Here is a 15,928-nt window from a genome sequence, read left to right on the forward strand (position 1 = left end):
CAACCAGGCCAGGCTTGGTAACCGGCCGAGGCTCACGGGCGCCAACCGATCACATTGGGACCAGGGTCATGGGTGCCACCGTCGCCAGCCGGGTTGATGACGGGGTCCACACCCTCCGCGACCTGCCACGGGTTGTCGGGGTCGAATGGAGGCTGACTACCGTCACCGTGGGACCGCTTGTTTCCGCGACCAGCGCCCGACATTATTGAGGAACTGGATCCGTTCCGCTCTTCCGGCAGCCAGGACGGCCGCGGCGGACGGTTCCGCTCGATCTCCTCGGGCGACATGGCGCCAGCGACAGACCGCCCAGCACCCGGGCGCCCCACGCCGCGTCCAGCGACACCGCCGCGTCCGCCAACGCCGCCGCCAATACCGCCGGCCGCACCGCCTCGTCCGACGCCGGGCTGGCCAACACCGCCAGCCACGCCACGCCCAGCACCGCCGACCGTCTCGCCGATCACCGCACCCGAAGGCAAGGCGCGACCAATACCGGAGCGGACCCCCCTGGCTCCTCGGCCACCGACACCACCAGCGCCAGGCACGCCGACACCACCGACGCGCCCACCGCCGATGCCCTCGCCGGGCAATGCTGTGCCGCCTCTGGTGGGGGATCCGACGCCGCGACCTCCTCCGCCGGCAATCGGGCCCACGCCGGGCGGAATGAAGCCGGGCGTGCCGACGCCACCACCGGTCTCGGGCAAGGTGCCAGGGCCAGGCGGATTGATGCCGGGCTGGGTGCCTGCGGGTGGAGTGATGACACCGGACAATCCCGGGCCAACGCCGGGCGTTGTGGTGATGGGATTGCCGCCAGGAGTTCCGGTCCCCGGTGTGCCGTTGGAGGGGCTTCCCGGGTCTGCACCGGTCGACCCGTCTGGGATCCTTGGATCGTGGGTCGGCAGCGGTGGCGGCGGGTTGTGCGGCACATCGTAGTCGAAGCTGCCGCCGCCATTTGAGCTTCCGGAGCCGCCGGAACCGGAACCCGGCCGTGTGCCTGACGCGCCGAGATTGCCGATGCTCTTCTTCTCGTCCTTTAGTGTCTCTGGTTTCAACGTGTACGGCGGAGGAACGGCGAGCTTCGGCATGTTCTCGCCCACGATCGACTCCGCGTTGGCCATGATGGCCCGCGCCTGGTTGTCGATTTCGTCCTCGGCGTGGTCCCACCAGGCCGGCTTGATGTCGTGGGCCTTCTCATGGTGCTGCTGGTAGAGCGGCTCAATCTTGTTCTTGGCCTGCCGCAGCGCCTCGAGAATGTTGGCCAGTCCGGTCGCGGTGTCGTTTGCCTCAGCGCGCGCGGCTTCCATGCGAGCCAGCAACGTGTCGAGTTCCTTGACGAAGGCCTCGGAGGACTTGTTCTCGCCCGGTGGCCATGCGGCGATCAGCTTGTTCTTGGCGTTCTCAAGCAGCCCGCGCTGGTCCTTCACCGCATCGGACATGTCACCCCAGGCCGCGACCTGGCGCCAAGCCTCAGGATCGTCCTCGTTGGCCACCATCGACCACAAGCGAGGGGTGTTGTACTGGTTCCAGTCGGTCATTGCGGCACCGCCTGTCCGCCGCGGGGAGAGTTACCGTCAACCGCCAGGAAGGCTGCGCGGGCCTCTGCCCAAGCCTCGTAGAGCGCTTTGTCGGCCGCCTCTGTGGACTTCGCGGCCCGAGCGTCGGACTCGTTGAGCATGGCGGCTACTTTCTCTGCCGCGTTGGCGAGCAAGCGTGCCGCCTTAACGTACTCCGTGAGGTTGGTCTGCGACGCTCCAAGGCTCAGGGCGTACCGAGCCTTGGCCGCGAGAACTACTTCGCTGGCGTTGCCCTGGCCGAAGCGAATGCCCTCTTGGAACTGCACGTTCGCCCGGTCTCTGGCCGGTTCGAGGAACACGTCTGTGTCCGCGTGCACTTCCTTGGAGAAGTTGGACAGCCCACCTGTCTCGACGTTGATTCCGTCACCCACGACAGCCTCCCCGTTCGTCCCGCCGTCACAGCTGCGCCCTTGAGAGTAGCGACCGGAGGCGATGAACGGGTACCCGCCCGGACCAGGGCTAGCTTGACAGTCGAGCCGCTGCCGCTTTCACGCGTTCATCGGTGGCCGTCAACGCGATCCGCACGTGCTGTGCTGCCGCTGGGCCGTAGAAAGCGCCGGGAGCTGCCAGGATGCCGCGTTCGGCCAGCCAGGCGACGGTTTTCCAGCAGTCCTCGCCGCGGGTGGACCAGAGGTAGAGGCCCGCGTCCGAATGGTCGATGCGGAAGCCGGCTGCTTGCAAAGCCGTGCGGAGAGTCTCACGACGAGCTGCGTAGCGTTCACGCTGCGAAACTACGTGCGCCTCGTCTTCCAGGGCTGCCACCATCGCCGCCTGCACCGGGGCGGGCACGATCATGCCGGCGTGCTTGCGGACGGCCAGCAGTTCGCCGACGATCGCCGGGTCGCCTGCCACGAAGCCTGCCCGGTAGCCGGCCAGGTTGGAGCGTTTGGACAGCGAGTGGACCGCCAGCACTCCGCGGTAATCCCCGCCGGTCACCTCGTCGGCGAGCACCGACACCGGCTCGGACGAAAAGCCCAGGGAGTGGTAGCACTCGTCGCTTGCTACCACGGCGCCGCGCTCGCGGGCCCAGTCGACAACCTTGCGCAGGTGCGCGGCGGGGAGGACCTTGCCCGTGGGGTTGGACGGGGAGTTGATCCAGATCAGCTTGACCCGGGGGTCCGGGCCCAGGGCGGTCAGCGAGTCTGCGCGGACCACCTCGGCTCCGGTCAGCTTGACCCCGACCTCGTACGTCGGGTAGCAGACCTGCGGGATCACGACCACGTCCCCGGGGCCGACGCCCAGCAGGGTCGGCAGCCACGCCACAAGCTCCTTCGAGCCGATGGTGGGCAGGACTGTGGGCGTACCGGAGGCTCCGCACGATCGCGACAACCAGCCGGCAATCGCCGCACGCAGCGCCGGGGTCCCCGCGGTCAGCGGATAGCCCGGCGCGTCCGACGCAGCCGCCAGGGCAGCCTGGACCGCCGCCGGCACCGGGTCGACGGGTGTGCCGACCGAGAGGTCGACGATGCCGTCGGGGTGCGCGGCGGCGATGGCCTTGGCCGGCTCCAGCAGGTCCCAGGGGAAATCAGGCAGCGATGCCGACAACACGGTCAGTGCGCATCCCCGCGCGGCGCCTGAGCGGCCACGAACGTTGCGTCCTTCTCGACCTTGCCGACCTTGGAAGCGCCGCCGGGCGAGCCCAGGTCCTCGAAGAACTCGTAGTTGGCGTTCGTGTAGTCCTTCCACTGGTCCGGGACGTCGTCCTCGTAGAAGATCGCTTCGACCGGGCAGACCGGCTCGCAGGCCCCGCAGTCGACGCACTCATCGGGGTGGATGTAGAGCATCCGGTTGCCCTCGTAGATGCAGTCGACGGGGCATTCCTCGATGCATGCCTTGTCGAGAACATCGACGCAGGGCTCAGCGATGATGTAGGTCACGGGTCTTTCCCTTCCAGAGCCTCACTGCGGGAAGCGCAGCGGTACGGGCAGAGCCTAGTATCTCGCCGGGAGGAGGTGGCACGTGCTCCGACGGCAAGATGTGGGACACCGGGTGGTGGTCCGCCGAATTGTAGGCGTTTCCCAGGATCGCCCACTTTTCTCGGATGCGCTTGGAGAGCTGGTCGAGTTGACCGAGACGGATCTCACTATCGCTACGGCAAAGGGCACCTTGCGCGTACCCCTCAAGGACGTGCACCGGGCCAAGCGTGTGCCCGCGACCCGGCGTCCTCCGGCGGCCGACGTGATGGCTCTGGAGCTGGCCGCGAACGACGCCTGGCCGGCTCCGACGCAGGCCAGGCTGGGTTCCTGGATCCTGCGAGCGGCCGGCAACTGGACCGGGCGAGCCAACTCGGCCTTGGCCATCGGTGATCCCGATCGCACTTTGGCAGAGGCCATCGACGCCGTCGAGCACTGGTACCGCGCCCGCGACCAGCGACCGATGATCAACACTCCGATGCCGCTGGCCGCGCCGGTCAGCGCCGCGCTGGACGCCCGCGGCTGGACTGCCCGGCCGCTCACGCTGGTGCAGACGGCACGGGTGGCCGCGCTGGTCGACGCGGTGCCCGCCCGGCCGGACCTGCCGACGGTCGAGCTCGCGGACGCTCCGACCGACGCCTGGTACGAAATGGTTGCCGAACACAAGGGTTCCTTGCCCATTTCAGCCCAGCGCATTCTCACCGGAGTGCAGGATGCTGTTTTCGCCTTCGTGCACGACGACGACGGCACGCTGATCGCGGTGGCCCGGGCGGCGGTGACCGGTCCTGATCGCTGGCTGGGCATCTCGCTGCTGCAGACCGCCCCGGCCGCCCGTCGGCGTGGGGTGGCGGCGCACGTGCTGCGCGCGGCCGGGCAGTGGGCCCTGCAGCAACGGGCTACGCGGGCCTACCTGCAGGTGGAGGAGCGGAATACCGCAGCGGTGGCGTTGTACCAGAAGCTGGGCTTTCAGACACATCACACGTATCTGACCCGGGAAGCGCCTGAGCCCGGCGCAACGTGCGGGCGCAGCGAGCAATGAAGAGCCACTGCACGAACGGCACGATCGGCCCGGCAAGCTTGGAGATCAGGAGCGCTGGCCGAGAACGAACAGCCACCTCGAACCGTACGACCCCCGCTGCGTCCATCACCACGGCGAAAGCCTCCTCCCCGTCGAACGTGTGCCCCGGCAACGCCAGGTAGGACAGCTCTGTCCGGTCGGCTTCGCGCACCACGTCGATGACCAGGCACGGCTCAGGCACCCGCAGGCGCCCGAACCCCAGCCTCGACAAGATCCGCAGTCCCGGTTCGGCCGGCGGCGTACCCGGCTCCACCCAGGCGCCCGCCCGGCGATGCATCTCCCAGCTCAGCAGGGCCTGCGACGCCATCTGGAAACGTTCCCGCCCGTTGCCGATGCGATGCGACCACCGATGCGCCGACCAGGGCTGCTCACGCCGGACCCAAGCCACGACCAGGGCGGTCAGCACTGCGCAGGCGTTGAGGATGCCGTGGGTCAGCACCATCCACGTCACATTCAGATGGGGTACGTCCAAGACCTCGCCGCCCGCGTACAGCAGCGCCAAGCCCATCGTCACCACGCTCAACCCGAGCAGCATCCGCGCGGCGCGACCAGCCAGAGCCGCGATGGCCAGCCACAGACCGCTCGTCAGCAACCCGGCGCCGAGCAGCTCGATCAGGTCGCCGGTGTGCTGGCCGAGCGGGGTGCGACCGACTAGGAAACCCAGTCCGACCAGGGCCACCCCGGCCGGGGCCAGCGCTCGGGCCACACGCCGGACGGGTTGAGCAAGGGCGAGGAGCAGCAGGGCACCGAAGCCGGCTACGTGGAAGTGGGCGGCGGTCAGGCCCAGGACACCGGCTTCGAAGCCGAGGACGTCATAGCCGCCACGCTCGGCCAGCAGTCCCGCGGCGGCTACCGGCAGGCACAGCGCCGCAAACGCTGGAAGGGCGCGGTGTCGCAGCACCAGCGGTACGGCTAGGCAGGCCAGCAGGTAGGGCACACAGAGCAGAGCCGCAGGTAGGCCGCGCGGTAGCGATAGGGCTACCACTGCGGGGATTGCCGCCGCGGGCCACCAGTGCACCAGGCGCCTGCCACGGCCGAGGGCGCTCAGGCCCAGCGGGACGAAGGTCAGGACGCACAGGGCGACCACCAGGTGCAGGGCGGTCCAACCGGGGTCGCTCAGGCTGGGAACTCCACTCGTGGCCATGACGCCTCCCACTGATGTTTGAGCAATCGCTCAACAGCAGAGTAGAGCTGTTTAAGCGATCGCTCAAGACGGGGTGTGAGTGAGGGCGGCGACAGGTTCCGCGATCCCGGGGGACGGCGTGCGGGTAGCAGGAGCGGCCCTAGGGTCTGCCTCGCAGGAGATGGCCGGGCTGCGACGGGCCTAGCGGCGGACGACCTTGCGGGATCGGGTGCGGGCGATCCGGGCCTGCGCGTAGGCCTTGAGCGACTTGGAGCGGTAGTCGCGTCCCAGCATGGTGGCGATCCAGTAGCCGAGAGCGGTGCCGACGATGGCGAAGCCGCCGTACAGCCAGATCTGGGAGAAGAAGTTGCCCGCGCCGCCGGAGAAGGGGGCGTCACCGCTGACGAACGGGCCGACCAGGATGGTCAGCAACATGCCGAGCACCGCTGCCGCCGCCAGGTCGGGCAGCCAGACGCTGGCCGGGACGCGCTGGGAGCGGCGGAAGGCCAGGACCGCCAGGATCAGGCCGATGACCGCGAACATGGCGATGGAGATGCGGTTCTCCGCCGTGTCGTTGCCGGAGAAGCCCAGGCGGGCGACCAGCCGGGCCACCACGTTGATTCCGAACAGGGCCGCCGCCAGCATACCGATCGACACCCAGCGCTGCCTCATGACGCCCTCCCAGAACTGTTACGCCGGCTCGTCGCCGCATACGAATCGTGGCTCGGGATCGTAGCGCCAAGTGAACTTCTTGCGCTCGACCTCCTTGCCATCCTTGCGAATGACGCGCCATGCGTCCTGGGTGAAACCTGGGAGTCCGCTGCTGGTGATGCACTTGGGGCCGGCCTCGCGATGCACGGTCGGCGGCGAGCTGATGTTGCGCCTCGGACCATAGACGGTCTTCACGCTGTCATAGACCTTCGTGCTCCACATCGACACGGTCACCGAGCTGCTGGTGTAGGACGTGTCGACCAGAATGCCGTACGGCGTGATGTTCTTGAACTTGAGATCGAGCGTCGGGTAGAAGATTGTCGACTCGATGACGGCTGGGTAGCGCGAGAAGTAGAACGAGTGCGGCTTGTGCTCGACGTCTTCCAGTCCGGCGTAGTAGGCGGCGTTGAACAGCGTGGTGGTGAACTGCGAGGCTCCCCCGCCGACGCCCGGCTCCAGCTTGCCCCCGACGATCACCGGGGCGTCCTGGTAGCCGGCCGCGTAGTCGCGCTCGCCGGTGTGCCCGTTGAGCGAGAACGTCTCCCCGGGCTGCACGACCGCGCCGTCCACGGCCCGAGCGACGGTCATGATGTTCTGACTGCGCGGGGAACTCGCCCCACCGGTGAAGTGCGTGGTGAACGTCGACACCTTCTCCTTGACGCCCAGCTTGACGACATCCTCATCCGCTAGCTCGGCCTGCTGCGTGGTCAGCGTCGCGGCGACCTCACGCGGGGCCGGGTTGCGCAGCACCGTGAGCAGCGCCGGGCCGAGCATGGCCAGGTCAACCATGGTGCCGGGCTTGCTGGCCACCACCACCGGCTTGCCGCCGGTCAGCTTGAGCGTGGCGTCCACCGGAGCCTTCTCGACCTTGGCGAACTCCTTGGCCGCGGCAGCGTGCAGCTTCTTGGCGTCGAGGGCCGGGGTGAGCTGGCCGTTGTCGTCGGAGCGGAACACCAGGCCCTTGGCGATGGCGGCGGGAGACAGCGTGAATGACTTGTCGTCGGCGGTGACGGTGACTGGCGCCGCGACGGCGGGCCGGGCCAGGTCGGCTACCAGCGCGTCGACCTGCTCCTTCGAAGTCGCAGCGGGACGCGTCACCAGCGGCACCATGGCCGTCTCGCCGGTCGGCCACGCGGTGCGGACGGCGGCTGCGGCCTGCGCCGGGTCCAGGCCGAGGCCCGCTTGCGGATAGGTGGGCTCCGGCGTGGTCTGGGCGTACGAAATCCCGGGCTTCTTGAGGGTCAGCTTGGTGGGGTCGAGTTGTTCGCGCAGGGCTGACTCAAGTTTGGCCTGGTCAAGGTCGATCACCGGAGGCACCGTGCGCTCGCCGAACAGCGAGGGGCTGCCCTTCATGGCATGCCCGATCGTGCGGTCGACGTTGATGCTCAGGCCCACGTCGGCGGGCTGCACGGTCACCGCTTTGCCGTCGAGCTCCACCTTCGCCGGCTCGCTGGCGCGTGGCCTGACGGCATCGGACAGCAGCCGTTCGGCTTCCGAGCGCGACTTACCGCCGAGGTCCAGGCCGAGCACGCGGGTGCCGCGCGGAATGTCGCCGCCATACGCGTACGCCGCCACGCCGGCCGACGCGAGCAACACTGCGGCCACCGTGCCCACCACGATGATCCGCTTGCTGTTCAGCGGCCCGACGGCTGGGGTTTCTGGAGCTTCGGGGGTCAAAGTCGGCCACCTTCACCTGCTTGTGAGGCCGCAAGTGTGCCCGCGCTGATCTGCCGCGCCAAACGTCGCGGCCGGTTGTCACAGCTTCGTGATCGAGGGCCGCTTCAGAATCGCCCGATAGGTGTATACGGCAAAGGTCAGGCTGCCGGCCAGGATCATCACCAGCGCGATCCAGTCGTTGCCGCTGACCAGGTAGTCGCCCTCGGGGGTGCGGGTGCCGGCCGCGAAGAACATGATCAGCGTCCACGCGCCCCAGGGCGGGGCGATTGCCCAGCGGCGCCCAACCAGGCTGGTGGCGAACCAGGCGATCGCCCAGTTGGCCACGATCGCCACGAGCACCGCCACGCCGATCGGCACCCCGCTGATCCGCAGCGGCGTCATCAGCAGTTCAAGAGCCGCGCTGAACACCGTGGCGATCAGCGACACAACCACCCCGGCAATGCGGAGGAAGCCGTCAAGCCGTGGGTTGGGGCGCTGCGGGTCGTCGCCCGGCGGGGCCTGCGCGGGGGCTTCCACGCTCATCGCGGCACCACGTTGCTGAACAGGTCGTCTTCCCATTTGTGCGGGCCGCTGACCTCGCCGCGCTCGCCCTTGACCAGACGGAAATACTCGACGCCCATGAACTCGTCGCCGAAGTCGCCGGCGATGCCGTACAGCCAGGAGTTGTCCGGGATCTGGGTGGCGTGCGCGCGCATGGCGGCCACCTTCTTGGTGTAGAAGTCGGTGCCGTCGACGCGGGCGGCGATCTCGTCGTCGGGGTGGCCGAACGGCAGATCAGCCACGGTGTCGGCATCGGCGAACGGGTTGTCGTCCATACCCTTGAACGCCGCCATGCCGCCTTCGAGCACGCTCAACGGCATGGCGGTCCAGTAGATCTTGTCGGGCCCGATCCCCTCGGCTTCGGCCAGTTCCGCCGCGCGCATGGCCACCCGATGTGCCTGAATATGATCGGGATGACCGTAAAAACCGTTTTCATCGTATGTGATGAGCACCTGCGGCCGTACCTCCCGGATGATCTCCAGGCAGGAAGCCGCAGCCTCCTCCAGATCGGCCTGCCAGAACGCCCGCGGGTGGTTGTTGGTCGCCAGGCCCATCATGCCCGAATCGCGGTAACGACCGGCGCCGCCGAGAAAGCGGTGATCCGTCACGCCCAGCGCGGCGCACGCGCGCTCCAGCTCCACGATCCGCCAGCCGCCGAGCTGATCGGCCTGGCGCGCCTCCAACTGCGCGAGCGCGGGGACGTGGATCTCGCCTTCCTCGCCGAGCGTGCAGGTCACCAGCGTCACCTGGGCGCCCTCGGCCACGTAGCGGGCCATGGTGGCCCCGGTGCCGGTGACCTCGTCGTCGGGATGGGCGTGCACCAGCATGAGGCGGCGTGCGGGCTGCGCGTTCGTCACCCGCGCCACTTTACGCGGGAGCTGATCCGCCGGGCTCTCTGCGGTTTGGCGGGCGAGAGTGGCTGGTGATCAGGGATGCTAAGCGGCGTGGAGTATCCCGAACTTGCCGCGCGTACCGGGTCGTTCCGCTTCGGCGCGCCGCACGCCGTGACGGTGAGCGGAGACGGCGAGCGGATCGCTTTCCTGCGCTCCGAGGGGCCGTACGACCCCGATGCCGCGCTCTGGGTGCTGACGGTGGCTACCGGGGACGTGACGAAGGTCGCGGACGGGCCGGTCGCCTCGTACGCCGGCTCCTGCGATCTGTCCGTCCTGACGTGGGCCACCCCCGGCGGCGAGCTGCGCGGCTTCGGGTCGGCCGAGGGACCGGTGCTCGACCCGCGGCCCGACCCGACCGGCCAACACGTCGGGTTCACCAGGCCGGACGGCTCGCTGTGGGTCGATGACCAGGTGCTGGCGGGCGAGCCCGGGGTCACCTGGGGCATGGCAGAAACGGCGGCGGAGCAGTTCGGGCGCACGAAGGGCTGGTGGTGGTCGCCCGACGGCAGCACCGTCCTCGCGGTTCGCAAAGCCACGTCGATCAGCCTGCACCTGCTCGACCTGTACGGCGGGTGGGTCGACGTGCACTGGGACCGGGAGACCTACCCGTACCTGGCCGACGTGCGGTGGACCGCCGGCAACCCGCTGATCACCGTGCTACGGCGCTCCCAGCAGCACGGATTGGTCCTGTCGATCGACCCGCGTACCGGCGAGACACAGGTCCACGCGGAGCTCGCCGACGCCCGCTGGGTCGAGCCCGTGGCCGGCACGCCGCTGCTGCTGCCCGACGGCCGGGTGCTGGTCGGCGGCGAACTCGCGCACGACGGCTTCGACGCGCGCTGCCTGTTCGCCGACGGCAGCTTGCTGACGCCGCCCGGCCTCTACGTGCGCCGGGTCGCCGGGGTGCTGCCGGACACCCGCGAGCTGATCATCGAAGGCACCGAGGGCGAGCCCGCCGAACAGCACGTCTACGCAATCCGCACCACGATCGGCGGTGGCGGCGCCAAGTCGCGGCGCCTGACGTCCACGCCGGGCTGGCACCACGCCGTGGTCGGCGGTGACGTTCTGGTGATCGACGACGAGGTGCGCCGCGGGGAGGCGGTTCTGCGGTTGCCGTCGGAACGGGCAGTGTGGCCGTACCATCCGAATCCGGTTTTCGAACGTGTCACCGACCGCCGGTTGCCTGCCGCTGTGCTCCATCCCTCCGGCCATGTGCATGGCTCGCGCCTTCCGGTCCTGCTCGATCTGGGCGCCGGGCCGGGCCACCAGCACGTGACCAACGACCCGGCCGCCTGGCAGGAAAGACAATGGTGGGCCGATGCGGGCTTCGTCGTGGTCAGTGCCGATTCCCGCGGTACGCCCGGAGTAGCACCGTCGTTCGAGAAGGTCGTGCATCGCCGGCTGGCCGATGTCGCCCTGACCGACCAGATCGAAGCGCTTCACACGCTTACCGGAAAGCACCCTGACCTGGACCTGAGCCGGGTGGCGGTGCGCGGTACCGGGCTGGGCGGATGGCTGGCTGCGCTGGCCGTGCAACGCCGGCCCGACGTCTTCCGCTGCGGCATCGCGCGTGATCCGGTGCTGCGGTGGTCGGAGTTGCCGCCGGCTTTCGCCGAGCGTTACCTCGGCCCGATCGCCGACAACCCCGAGATCTACGAGCACCACAACGCGGCACCGACCGGCCCGGCGCTGCTCGTTCTCCCCGCCGCCTCGTCCTCCCCTGTTGATTTGTCCGAAGAACTCCAGTTCGTCATCCGGGAGTGCGCATGACATCAGCCCTGATCGGCCGAAGCCTGCCCATGGAGGCCCTGGCGACCACGGAGGTCGACTACCTCCAGCTCGGCGAGACGTCAGCCATCTCGGAACTGTGGGACGGCAACGTCCTCACTTGCCCGCGCGACACCCCGCGGCACCAGATGATCCTGAACGCGCTGGCCAACGCGCTACGAGCGGGCCGCTCGGACCTCAACGTGATCACCGGCATACCGGTCCGGCTGGGCCCGGGCCGCATCGCGGTGCCCGACCTGATCATCTCGGGCACCATCGACCCGGACGTCCCGCTGGTCGAGGCCACCTCGGTGCGGCTGGTCTGCGAAATCACGTCGGCAGCCAGCGCCACGGTGGACTGGACTCTGAAGATGCACGCGTACGCCCAGGCCCGGATCCCGTGCTACCTGGTGGCGGAGCCGGATCGCGGGCTGCTGCACAGCAACATGCTGTCGGCACAGGGGTACGTGGAGCAGTCGGTCATGCAGCTGGTGCGCGTGACGGGCCTTAACCTGTGACTAGATCCCGGAGGGGTAGTCGTGCGACAATATATTCATGACTTCCGCGATTCTGGGCCGGACTATGCCGTGGACTGAGGAGGAGTTCCTGGCGCTGGGTGAGACCTCGGAGCGGGTGGAACTCTTTGACGGAGAGCTCACGGTGACTCCTGCATCAACCCCCCTGCACCAGCACATCTCCTTTGAACTCAAACTGGCGTTGCGGCAAGCGGTTCGCAAGGCCGGACTCACCGTGCATGAAGCAGTCAATGTCCGGCTGGAGCCAGGCCGCATTCCGATTCCGGATCTCGTCATCACAGAGCAAATCAATTTGCAGAACCCCGTGATCGACGCGGAGGCGGTGCTGCTTGTTTGCGAAATCACTTCTCCGTCCAACGCGGCGACGGACAAGGTTCGCAAGATGGAGTATTACGCCGGGGCTCGGATACCGTGGTATTTGCTCGTTGAGCAGACCGGCACGCTTCATCTGTTCAGGCTCAACGACTCGCATTACGTAGAGCACTCCGTCACGCCGTACGGGGAGGTGCTGCACTTGAGGGAGCCGGTTGAGGTCGACATCGACACCGCAGAACTGCGGCCGCCGGACTTCGGGTGGAGCCATGCCGTGGACTGAGGAGGCGTTTCTAGCGCTGGGGGAGACCCCGGAGCGAACGGTTGCCATACCGGACGTTGTTGTCGCGAAGGCTGGTGACGACGGCCGCGACGGGCTTGTTGTCGCCTCGGTGAGTCAAACGGCGGTAAGGCGGTTACGGCCGGCGCGCTTGGCGGCGTACAGGTTGGCGTCTGCCCGGTCATAGAGGGTGTGGGCGCTTTCGTCACCGCGGCAAACCGCTAGGCCCATGCTCAGGGTGACGCGCAGGCCCGGCGCGATGGCGGACCAGTCGCGGGCCAGCACCACCTGGCGGATGCGCTCCGCGACCTGGTGGGCTTCGAGTTCACCCCCCGCCAGGAACAGCGCGAACTCATCTCCGCCCAAGCGGACAGCCACCTCGTCCCGGCGGCAATGAGAACGCAGCATCCCGGCTATCTCACTCAGGACCCGGTCGCCCACGCTGTGCGAGAAGTCGTCGTTGATGGCCTTGAAATGGTCGACGTCGATCAGCAGCAGCGCACTCGTGTCCGCCAGAGAACTCATTCGGCGGTCGAACTCGCGGCGGTTTCCGAGCCCGGTCAGCGCGTCGGACATGGCCGCGCGGTCGGCGGTTCTGCGGGCGGCTTCCAGCTCGACACGGCGGTAGGCCTGGCGCAGCATCGTGCGCCGGTCCAAGCGTAGCCGCCACAGCAGTTCTATTTGCCCACGCAGGGCCGCCAGCACCGATTGGGCCGCGTCGCCGGGATATTCGAGGGTGGCCAGCAACGCCAGTTCGTACCGGTAGATCAGGCTGTGCCCGGGCTCGGTCGCCAATTGGTCGGCGGCTACGAATTCGCGGCGGGCACCGCGCAGGTCACCGGCTTCGCGCAGGATCACGCCGTGGGCCAGGTGCAGCAGGCGCGACTCGTGGTCCTGCCCCTTCTCGCGCATGGGCAGCAGCAACGCCTCCACTATTGCGAGCGCTTCGGCATGGCGTCCGACCTTGGCCAGACCGAGCGACAGCAAAGCGTTGGACAACGGCGAGCCGGGCAGCCGGTCGACCCAGTATCCGAGCAGGGCGACACTGGTGGTGAACAGCCGGGAAGCCTCGTTCGAGCGGCCCACCTGTTCCAGGCGCAAACCCCATTCCAGCCTCAGTTCGGCGCGCTGGAGATCCGCCGAGGACCGATAGATCTCGGTGAAGTCCACGTATTCCTTGGGGCCACGCAGGCATTCGTCGGCCAGTTCGTAAAGCTCTGCTGCCTTGGCCGCCTCGCACAGCGACGACATCGCTGACACATACCGGACTGAGCCGCGCGGAGCCGTGTCGAGCACGACCATGGCCCGTGCGAGATAGACCAGGCCATCATCGATGCGACCCAGTTTGATCAGCACCTCGGCGGTGTCGGCGAGCACCTTCGCGGCCGTGCTGCGCGGGCCGGAACCTTCCGGATTGGCGACGAGCTGCTCCCCCACGGCCAGGGCCTCGGGGAGGCGACCGAGGGCTGTGAGGGCGTACATGCGACCGAGTTTGATCGTCTGCACCGTGCGCGAGTCACCGAGGGCGGTCGCGATCCCCTCGGCCTCGTCGGCGGCGGTCAGCGTCTCGGCCTGGCGACCCTGGATGGTCAGATCATGGACATGAAGGGCAAGGGCGGCAAACGGACCGTACGGCAGAATCACGGCCGGTACGCGGCCCTCGGCCATCGCCCCACCTCGCTTCTTGTCGATCTCCGTCTGTGACGGTACCGCTCCGCACCGAAATTTGTCGGAGGACTGGCCTAGGGTTCGAAGCATGAGCGTGGATCACTTCGATGAGGCCGGCGCGGCAGTGCAGGCTGCCCTCGACGCGGGTGCCCGGTATGCCGATGCTCGCGTCATGCTGCGCCGCACCGAGACGATGAGTGCGCGTGACGGCGAGATTGAAGACCTGAGTTCCGACGAGAGCGCCGGTCTGGGGGTGCGCGCGCTGGTCGGCTCGAGCTGGGGCTTCTACGCCGTGCCCGACCTGTCCGACGCCGCCGCCCGCGCGGCCGGGCGGCGCGCCGCCGAGATCGCCACTGCCAGCGCCCGCGTGCCCGGGCCGGCGATCGCCTTGGTGCCGTCCGCCGCCACCACGGCGAGCTGGGCCAGCCCCTGCGGGATCGACCCGCTGTCGGTGCCGCTGTCCACCAAGGGTGACCTGCTCGTGGCGGCCACGGCCGCGGCCCGCGACGCCGGAGCCGACCTGGCCGAGGGGCTCTACCAGATCTGGGACACCCGCAAGTGGTTCGTCTCCAGCGACGGGCACCGCATCGACCAGCACCTGCGCGAGTGCGGCGCGGGCATCACCGCCAGCGCGTACGGCGACGGCGAGATCCAACGCCGTTCCTGGCCCTCGCACCGCGGGCAGTACGGCACCCGCGGCTGGGAGCTGGTCGACGAGCTGGCGCTGACCGACAACGCGGCTCGCATGGCCGACGAGGCGCGGGCGCTGCTGACCGCGCCGCTGTGCCCTTCTGGGGAGACCACGCTGATCCTCGGCGGAGAGCAACTGGCCCTGCAGATCCACGAGTCGGTCGGGCACGCCATCGAGCTGGACCGCATCCTCGGCTGGGAGGCCGCGTTCGCCGGCACGTCCTGGCTGGACCTCGCTCAGCTGGGGAGCCTGCGCTACGGCTCCGAGCTGATGAACATCACCATCGACCCGACCATCCCCGGGGCGCTGGGCAGCTTCGGGTACGACGACGAAGGCTCGCCCGCGACCAGACGCGACGCGGTGCGCAACGGCACCTGGGTCGGCGTACTCGCGGGGCGCGACTCCGCGGCGATGGCCGGACTGGACTACGCGGGCAGCGTGCGCTCCGACGGGTGGGCGCGCCTGCCGATGGTCCGGATGACCAATGTCGGCCTCGAACCCGGGCCGCACACGCTCGACGAGATCATCGCGGCAACCGACGACGGCATTCTGATGGACATCAACCGGTCCTGGTCCATCGACGACAAGCGGCTCAACTTCCAGTTCGGCTGCGAGGTCGGCTACGAGATCAAGAACGGTAAGCGGGGGCGGATGCTGCGCAACCCCACGTACACCGGAATTGGGCCGAGGTTCTGGCAGTCGATGGACATGTTGTCCTCGGAAACCGTGGCCTGGGGCACGCCGAACTGCGGGAAGGGCCAGCCGGGCCAGATCGGGCACACCGGTCACCCGGCGGCACCGGCTCGCTTCACCAACGTCCGAGTGGGGGTGCGCGGATGAGCGCCGAGCTGGATATCGCCGCACGCGTTGTCGAGTTGACCCGGCAACTGGCCGGAACGGGTGCCGAGGCCGAGGTGGTCGCGGTGCACAATGCGGACGCGCTGACCCGGTTCGCCAACTCCGCGATCCATCAGAACGTTGCCGAGGCCACGACGACCGTACGGCTGCGGTTGCACCTGCAGGGTCGCACAGCCGGCGGCTCGACCACCGTGACCAGCCCCGACGGCCTGCACAGCCTGGTCGAACGCACCCTCGCGGCAGCCCGGTTGTCCCCGCCCGACCCGCTCTGGGCGGGCCTCACCCCGCCCACCCCGCTGCGCCCAGACGC

At 68.7% G+C, this 15,928-nt stretch carries 15 protein-coding genes and 1 pseudogene; 6 read left to right on the top strand and 10 right to left on the bottom strand.

All coding sequences use genetic code 11. The annotated features are described in order from the left end of the window. Window positions 1–32: 32 nt before the first annotated feature. The 4 genes from TFC3_RS28560 to fdxA form a co-directional block, all read right to left on the bottom strand. Window positions 33–1,532, bottom strand: a complete 1,500-nt coding sequence (locus TFC3_RS28560) for a hypothetical protein (protein WP_067508298.1) — start codon at window positions 1,530–1,532, stop codon at window positions 33–35. Next, entirely contained in the window at window positions 1,529–1,942 is a 414-nt protein-coding gene (locus TFC3_RS28565) for a hypothetical protein (protein WP_067508300.1), read from the bottom strand. The genes TFC3_RS28560 and TFC3_RS28565 overlap by 4 nt, the downstream gene beginning before the upstream one ends. An 88-nt stretch (window positions 1,943–2,030) precedes the next feature. Further along, window positions 2,031–3,119 carry a succinyldiaminopimelate transaminase gene (gene dapC / locus TFC3_RS28570; protein WP_369819703.1) on the bottom strand — a complete coding sequence of 363 codons (1,089 nt, stop codon included), beginning with the start codon at window positions 3,117–3,119 and terminating at the stop codon, window positions 2,031–2,033. 2 nt (window positions 3,120–3,121) lie between these two features. Next, window positions 3,122–3,448 (bottom strand): ferredoxin, encoded by a 327-nt coding sequence (gene fdxA / locus TFC3_RS28575; protein ID WP_067508302.1) that lies wholly within the window; start codon window positions 3,446–3,448, stop codon window positions 3,122–3,124. An 82-nt stretch (window positions 3,449–3,530) separates the two neighbouring features. On the opposite strand from fdxA, the gene TFC3_RS39680 reads away from it, so the two are divergent. After that, window positions 3,531–4,523 (top strand): GNAT family N-acetyltransferase, encoded by a 993-nt coding sequence (locus TFC3_RS39680; RefSeq protein ID WP_067508304.1) that lies wholly within the window; start codon window positions 3,531–3,533, stop codon window positions 4,521–4,523. Window positions 4,524–4,563: 40 nt separating this feature from the next. On the opposite strand, the pseudogene TFC3_RS38870 reads toward TFC3_RS39680, so the two are convergent. The 5 genes and pseudogenes from TFC3_RS38870 to mshB all read right to left on the bottom strand — a co-directional run. Beyond that, window positions 4,564–5,706, bottom strand: a pseudogene (locus tag TFC3_RS38870) (YndJ family transporter); the annotation flags it as partial. A 180-nt stretch (window positions 5,707–5,886) separates the two neighbouring features. Further along, window positions 5,887–6,357 carry a hypothetical protein gene (locus TFC3_RS28595; protein ID WP_067508309.1) on the bottom strand — a complete coding sequence of 157 codons (471 nt, stop codon included), beginning with the start codon at window positions 6,355–6,357 and terminating at the stop codon, window positions 5,887–5,889. An 18-nt stretch (window positions 6,358–6,375) separates the two neighbouring features. Next, a complete protein-coding gene (locus TFC3_RS28600; RefSeq protein WP_082772581.1) occupies window positions 6,376–8,073 on the bottom strand; it encodes a VanW family protein in 1,698 nt (565 codons plus the stop codon). 78 nt (window positions 8,074–8,151) lie between these two features. Continuing rightward, complete coding sequence (locus TFC3_RS28605; RefSeq protein ID WP_067508311.1) at window positions 8,152–8,595, bottom strand: hypothetical protein; 444 nt, start codon at window positions 8,593–8,595, stop codon at window positions 8,152–8,154. Next, window positions 8,592–9,440, bottom strand: coding sequence for an N-acetyl-1-D-myo-inositol-2-amino-2-deoxy-alpha-D-glucopyranoside deacetylase (gene mshB, locus TFC3_RS28610; protein WP_082772675.1), 849 nt, complete (start codon window positions 9,438–9,440; stop codon window positions 8,592–8,594). Before mshB ends, TFC3_RS28605 begins: the two co-directional genes overlap by 4 nt. Window positions 9,441–9,557: 117 nt before the next feature. Here mshB and TFC3_RS28615 point away from each other — a divergent pair, with 117 nt between their 5' ends. Genes TFC3_RS28615 through TFC3_RS28625 form a run of 3 tightly spaced genes read left to right on the top strand, consistent with a single transcriptional unit; the run spans window position 9,558 to window position 12,404 of the window. Further along, a complete protein-coding gene (locus tag TFC3_RS28615; RefSeq protein ID WP_236718499.1) occupies window positions 9,558–11,276 on the top strand; it encodes a prolyl oligopeptidase family serine peptidase in 1,719 nt (572 codons plus the stop codon). Continuing rightward, entirely contained in the window at window positions 11,273–11,791 is a 519-nt protein-coding gene (locus TFC3_RS28620; RefSeq protein WP_153040526.1) for a Uma2 family endonuclease, read from the top strand. The genes TFC3_RS28615 and TFC3_RS28620 overlap by 4 nt, the downstream gene beginning before the upstream one ends. A 37-nt stretch (window positions 11,792–11,828) precedes the next feature. Beyond that, complete coding sequence (locus TFC3_RS28625; RefSeq protein WP_067508317.1) at window positions 11,829–12,404, top strand: Uma2 family endonuclease; 576 nt, start codon at window positions 11,829–11,831, stop codon at window positions 12,402–12,404. A 114-nt stretch (window positions 12,405–12,518) separates the two neighbouring features. Here the strand turns inward: TFC3_RS28625 and TFC3_RS28630 are convergent, their stop codons facing one another. Beyond that, a complete protein-coding gene (locus TFC3_RS28630; protein ID WP_067508319.1) occupies window positions 12,519–14,069 on the bottom strand; it encodes a diguanylate cyclase in 1,551 nt (516 codons plus the stop codon). Between the two features lie 94 nt (window positions 14,070–14,163). Between TFC3_RS28630 and TFC3_RS28635 the strand changes: the two genes are divergently transcribed. Beyond that, the gene (locus TFC3_RS28635; protein WP_153040596.1) at window positions 14,164–15,600 is read left to right on the top strand and encodes a TldD/PmbA family protein; all 1,437 of its coding nucleotides are present in this window, start codon (window positions 14,164–14,166) and stop codon (window positions 15,598–15,600) included. Beyond that, window positions 15,597–15,928: PmbA/TldA family metallopeptidase (locus TFC3_RS28640; RefSeq protein WP_369819704.1), on the top strand; the 332-nt coding region annotated here is incomplete at its 3' end. The genes TFC3_RS28635 and TFC3_RS28640, both read left to right, overlap by 4 nt.

It is taken from the genome of Actinoplanes sp. TFC3 (assembly GCF_001553785.1).
Lineage (GTDB): Bacteria > Actinomycetota > Actinomycetes > Mycobacteriales > Micromonosporaceae > Actinoplanes.

Coding starts and splice junctions, on each gene's coding strand:
- mshB (WP_082772675.1), bottom strand. CDS start 9,440: ATGCTGGTGCACGCCCATCCCGACGACGAGGTCACCGGCACCGGGGCC.
- TFC3_RS28605 (WP_067508311.1), bottom strand. CDS start 8,595: ATGAGCGTGGAAGCCCCCGCGCAGGCCCCGCCGGGCGACGACCCGCAG.
- TFC3_RS28560 (WP_067508298.1), bottom strand. CDS start 1,532: ATGACCGACTGGAACCAGTACAACACCCCTCGCTTGTGGTCGATGGTG.
- TFC3_RS28595 (WP_067508309.1), bottom strand. CDS start 6,357: ATGAGGCAGCGCTGGGTGTCGATCGGTATGCTGGCGGCGGCCCTGTTC.
- TFC3_RS28625 (WP_067508317.1), top strand. CDS start 11,829: ATGACTTCCGCGATTCTGGGCCGGACTATGCCGTGGACTGAGGAGGAG.
- TFC3_RS28630 (WP_067508319.1), bottom strand. CDS start 14,069: ATGGCCGAGGGCCGCGTACCGGCCGTGATTCTGCCGTACGGTCCGTTT.
- TFC3_RS28620 (WP_153040526.1), top strand. CDS start 11,273: ATGACATCAGCCCTGATCGGCCGAAGCCTGCCCATGGAGGCCCTGGCG.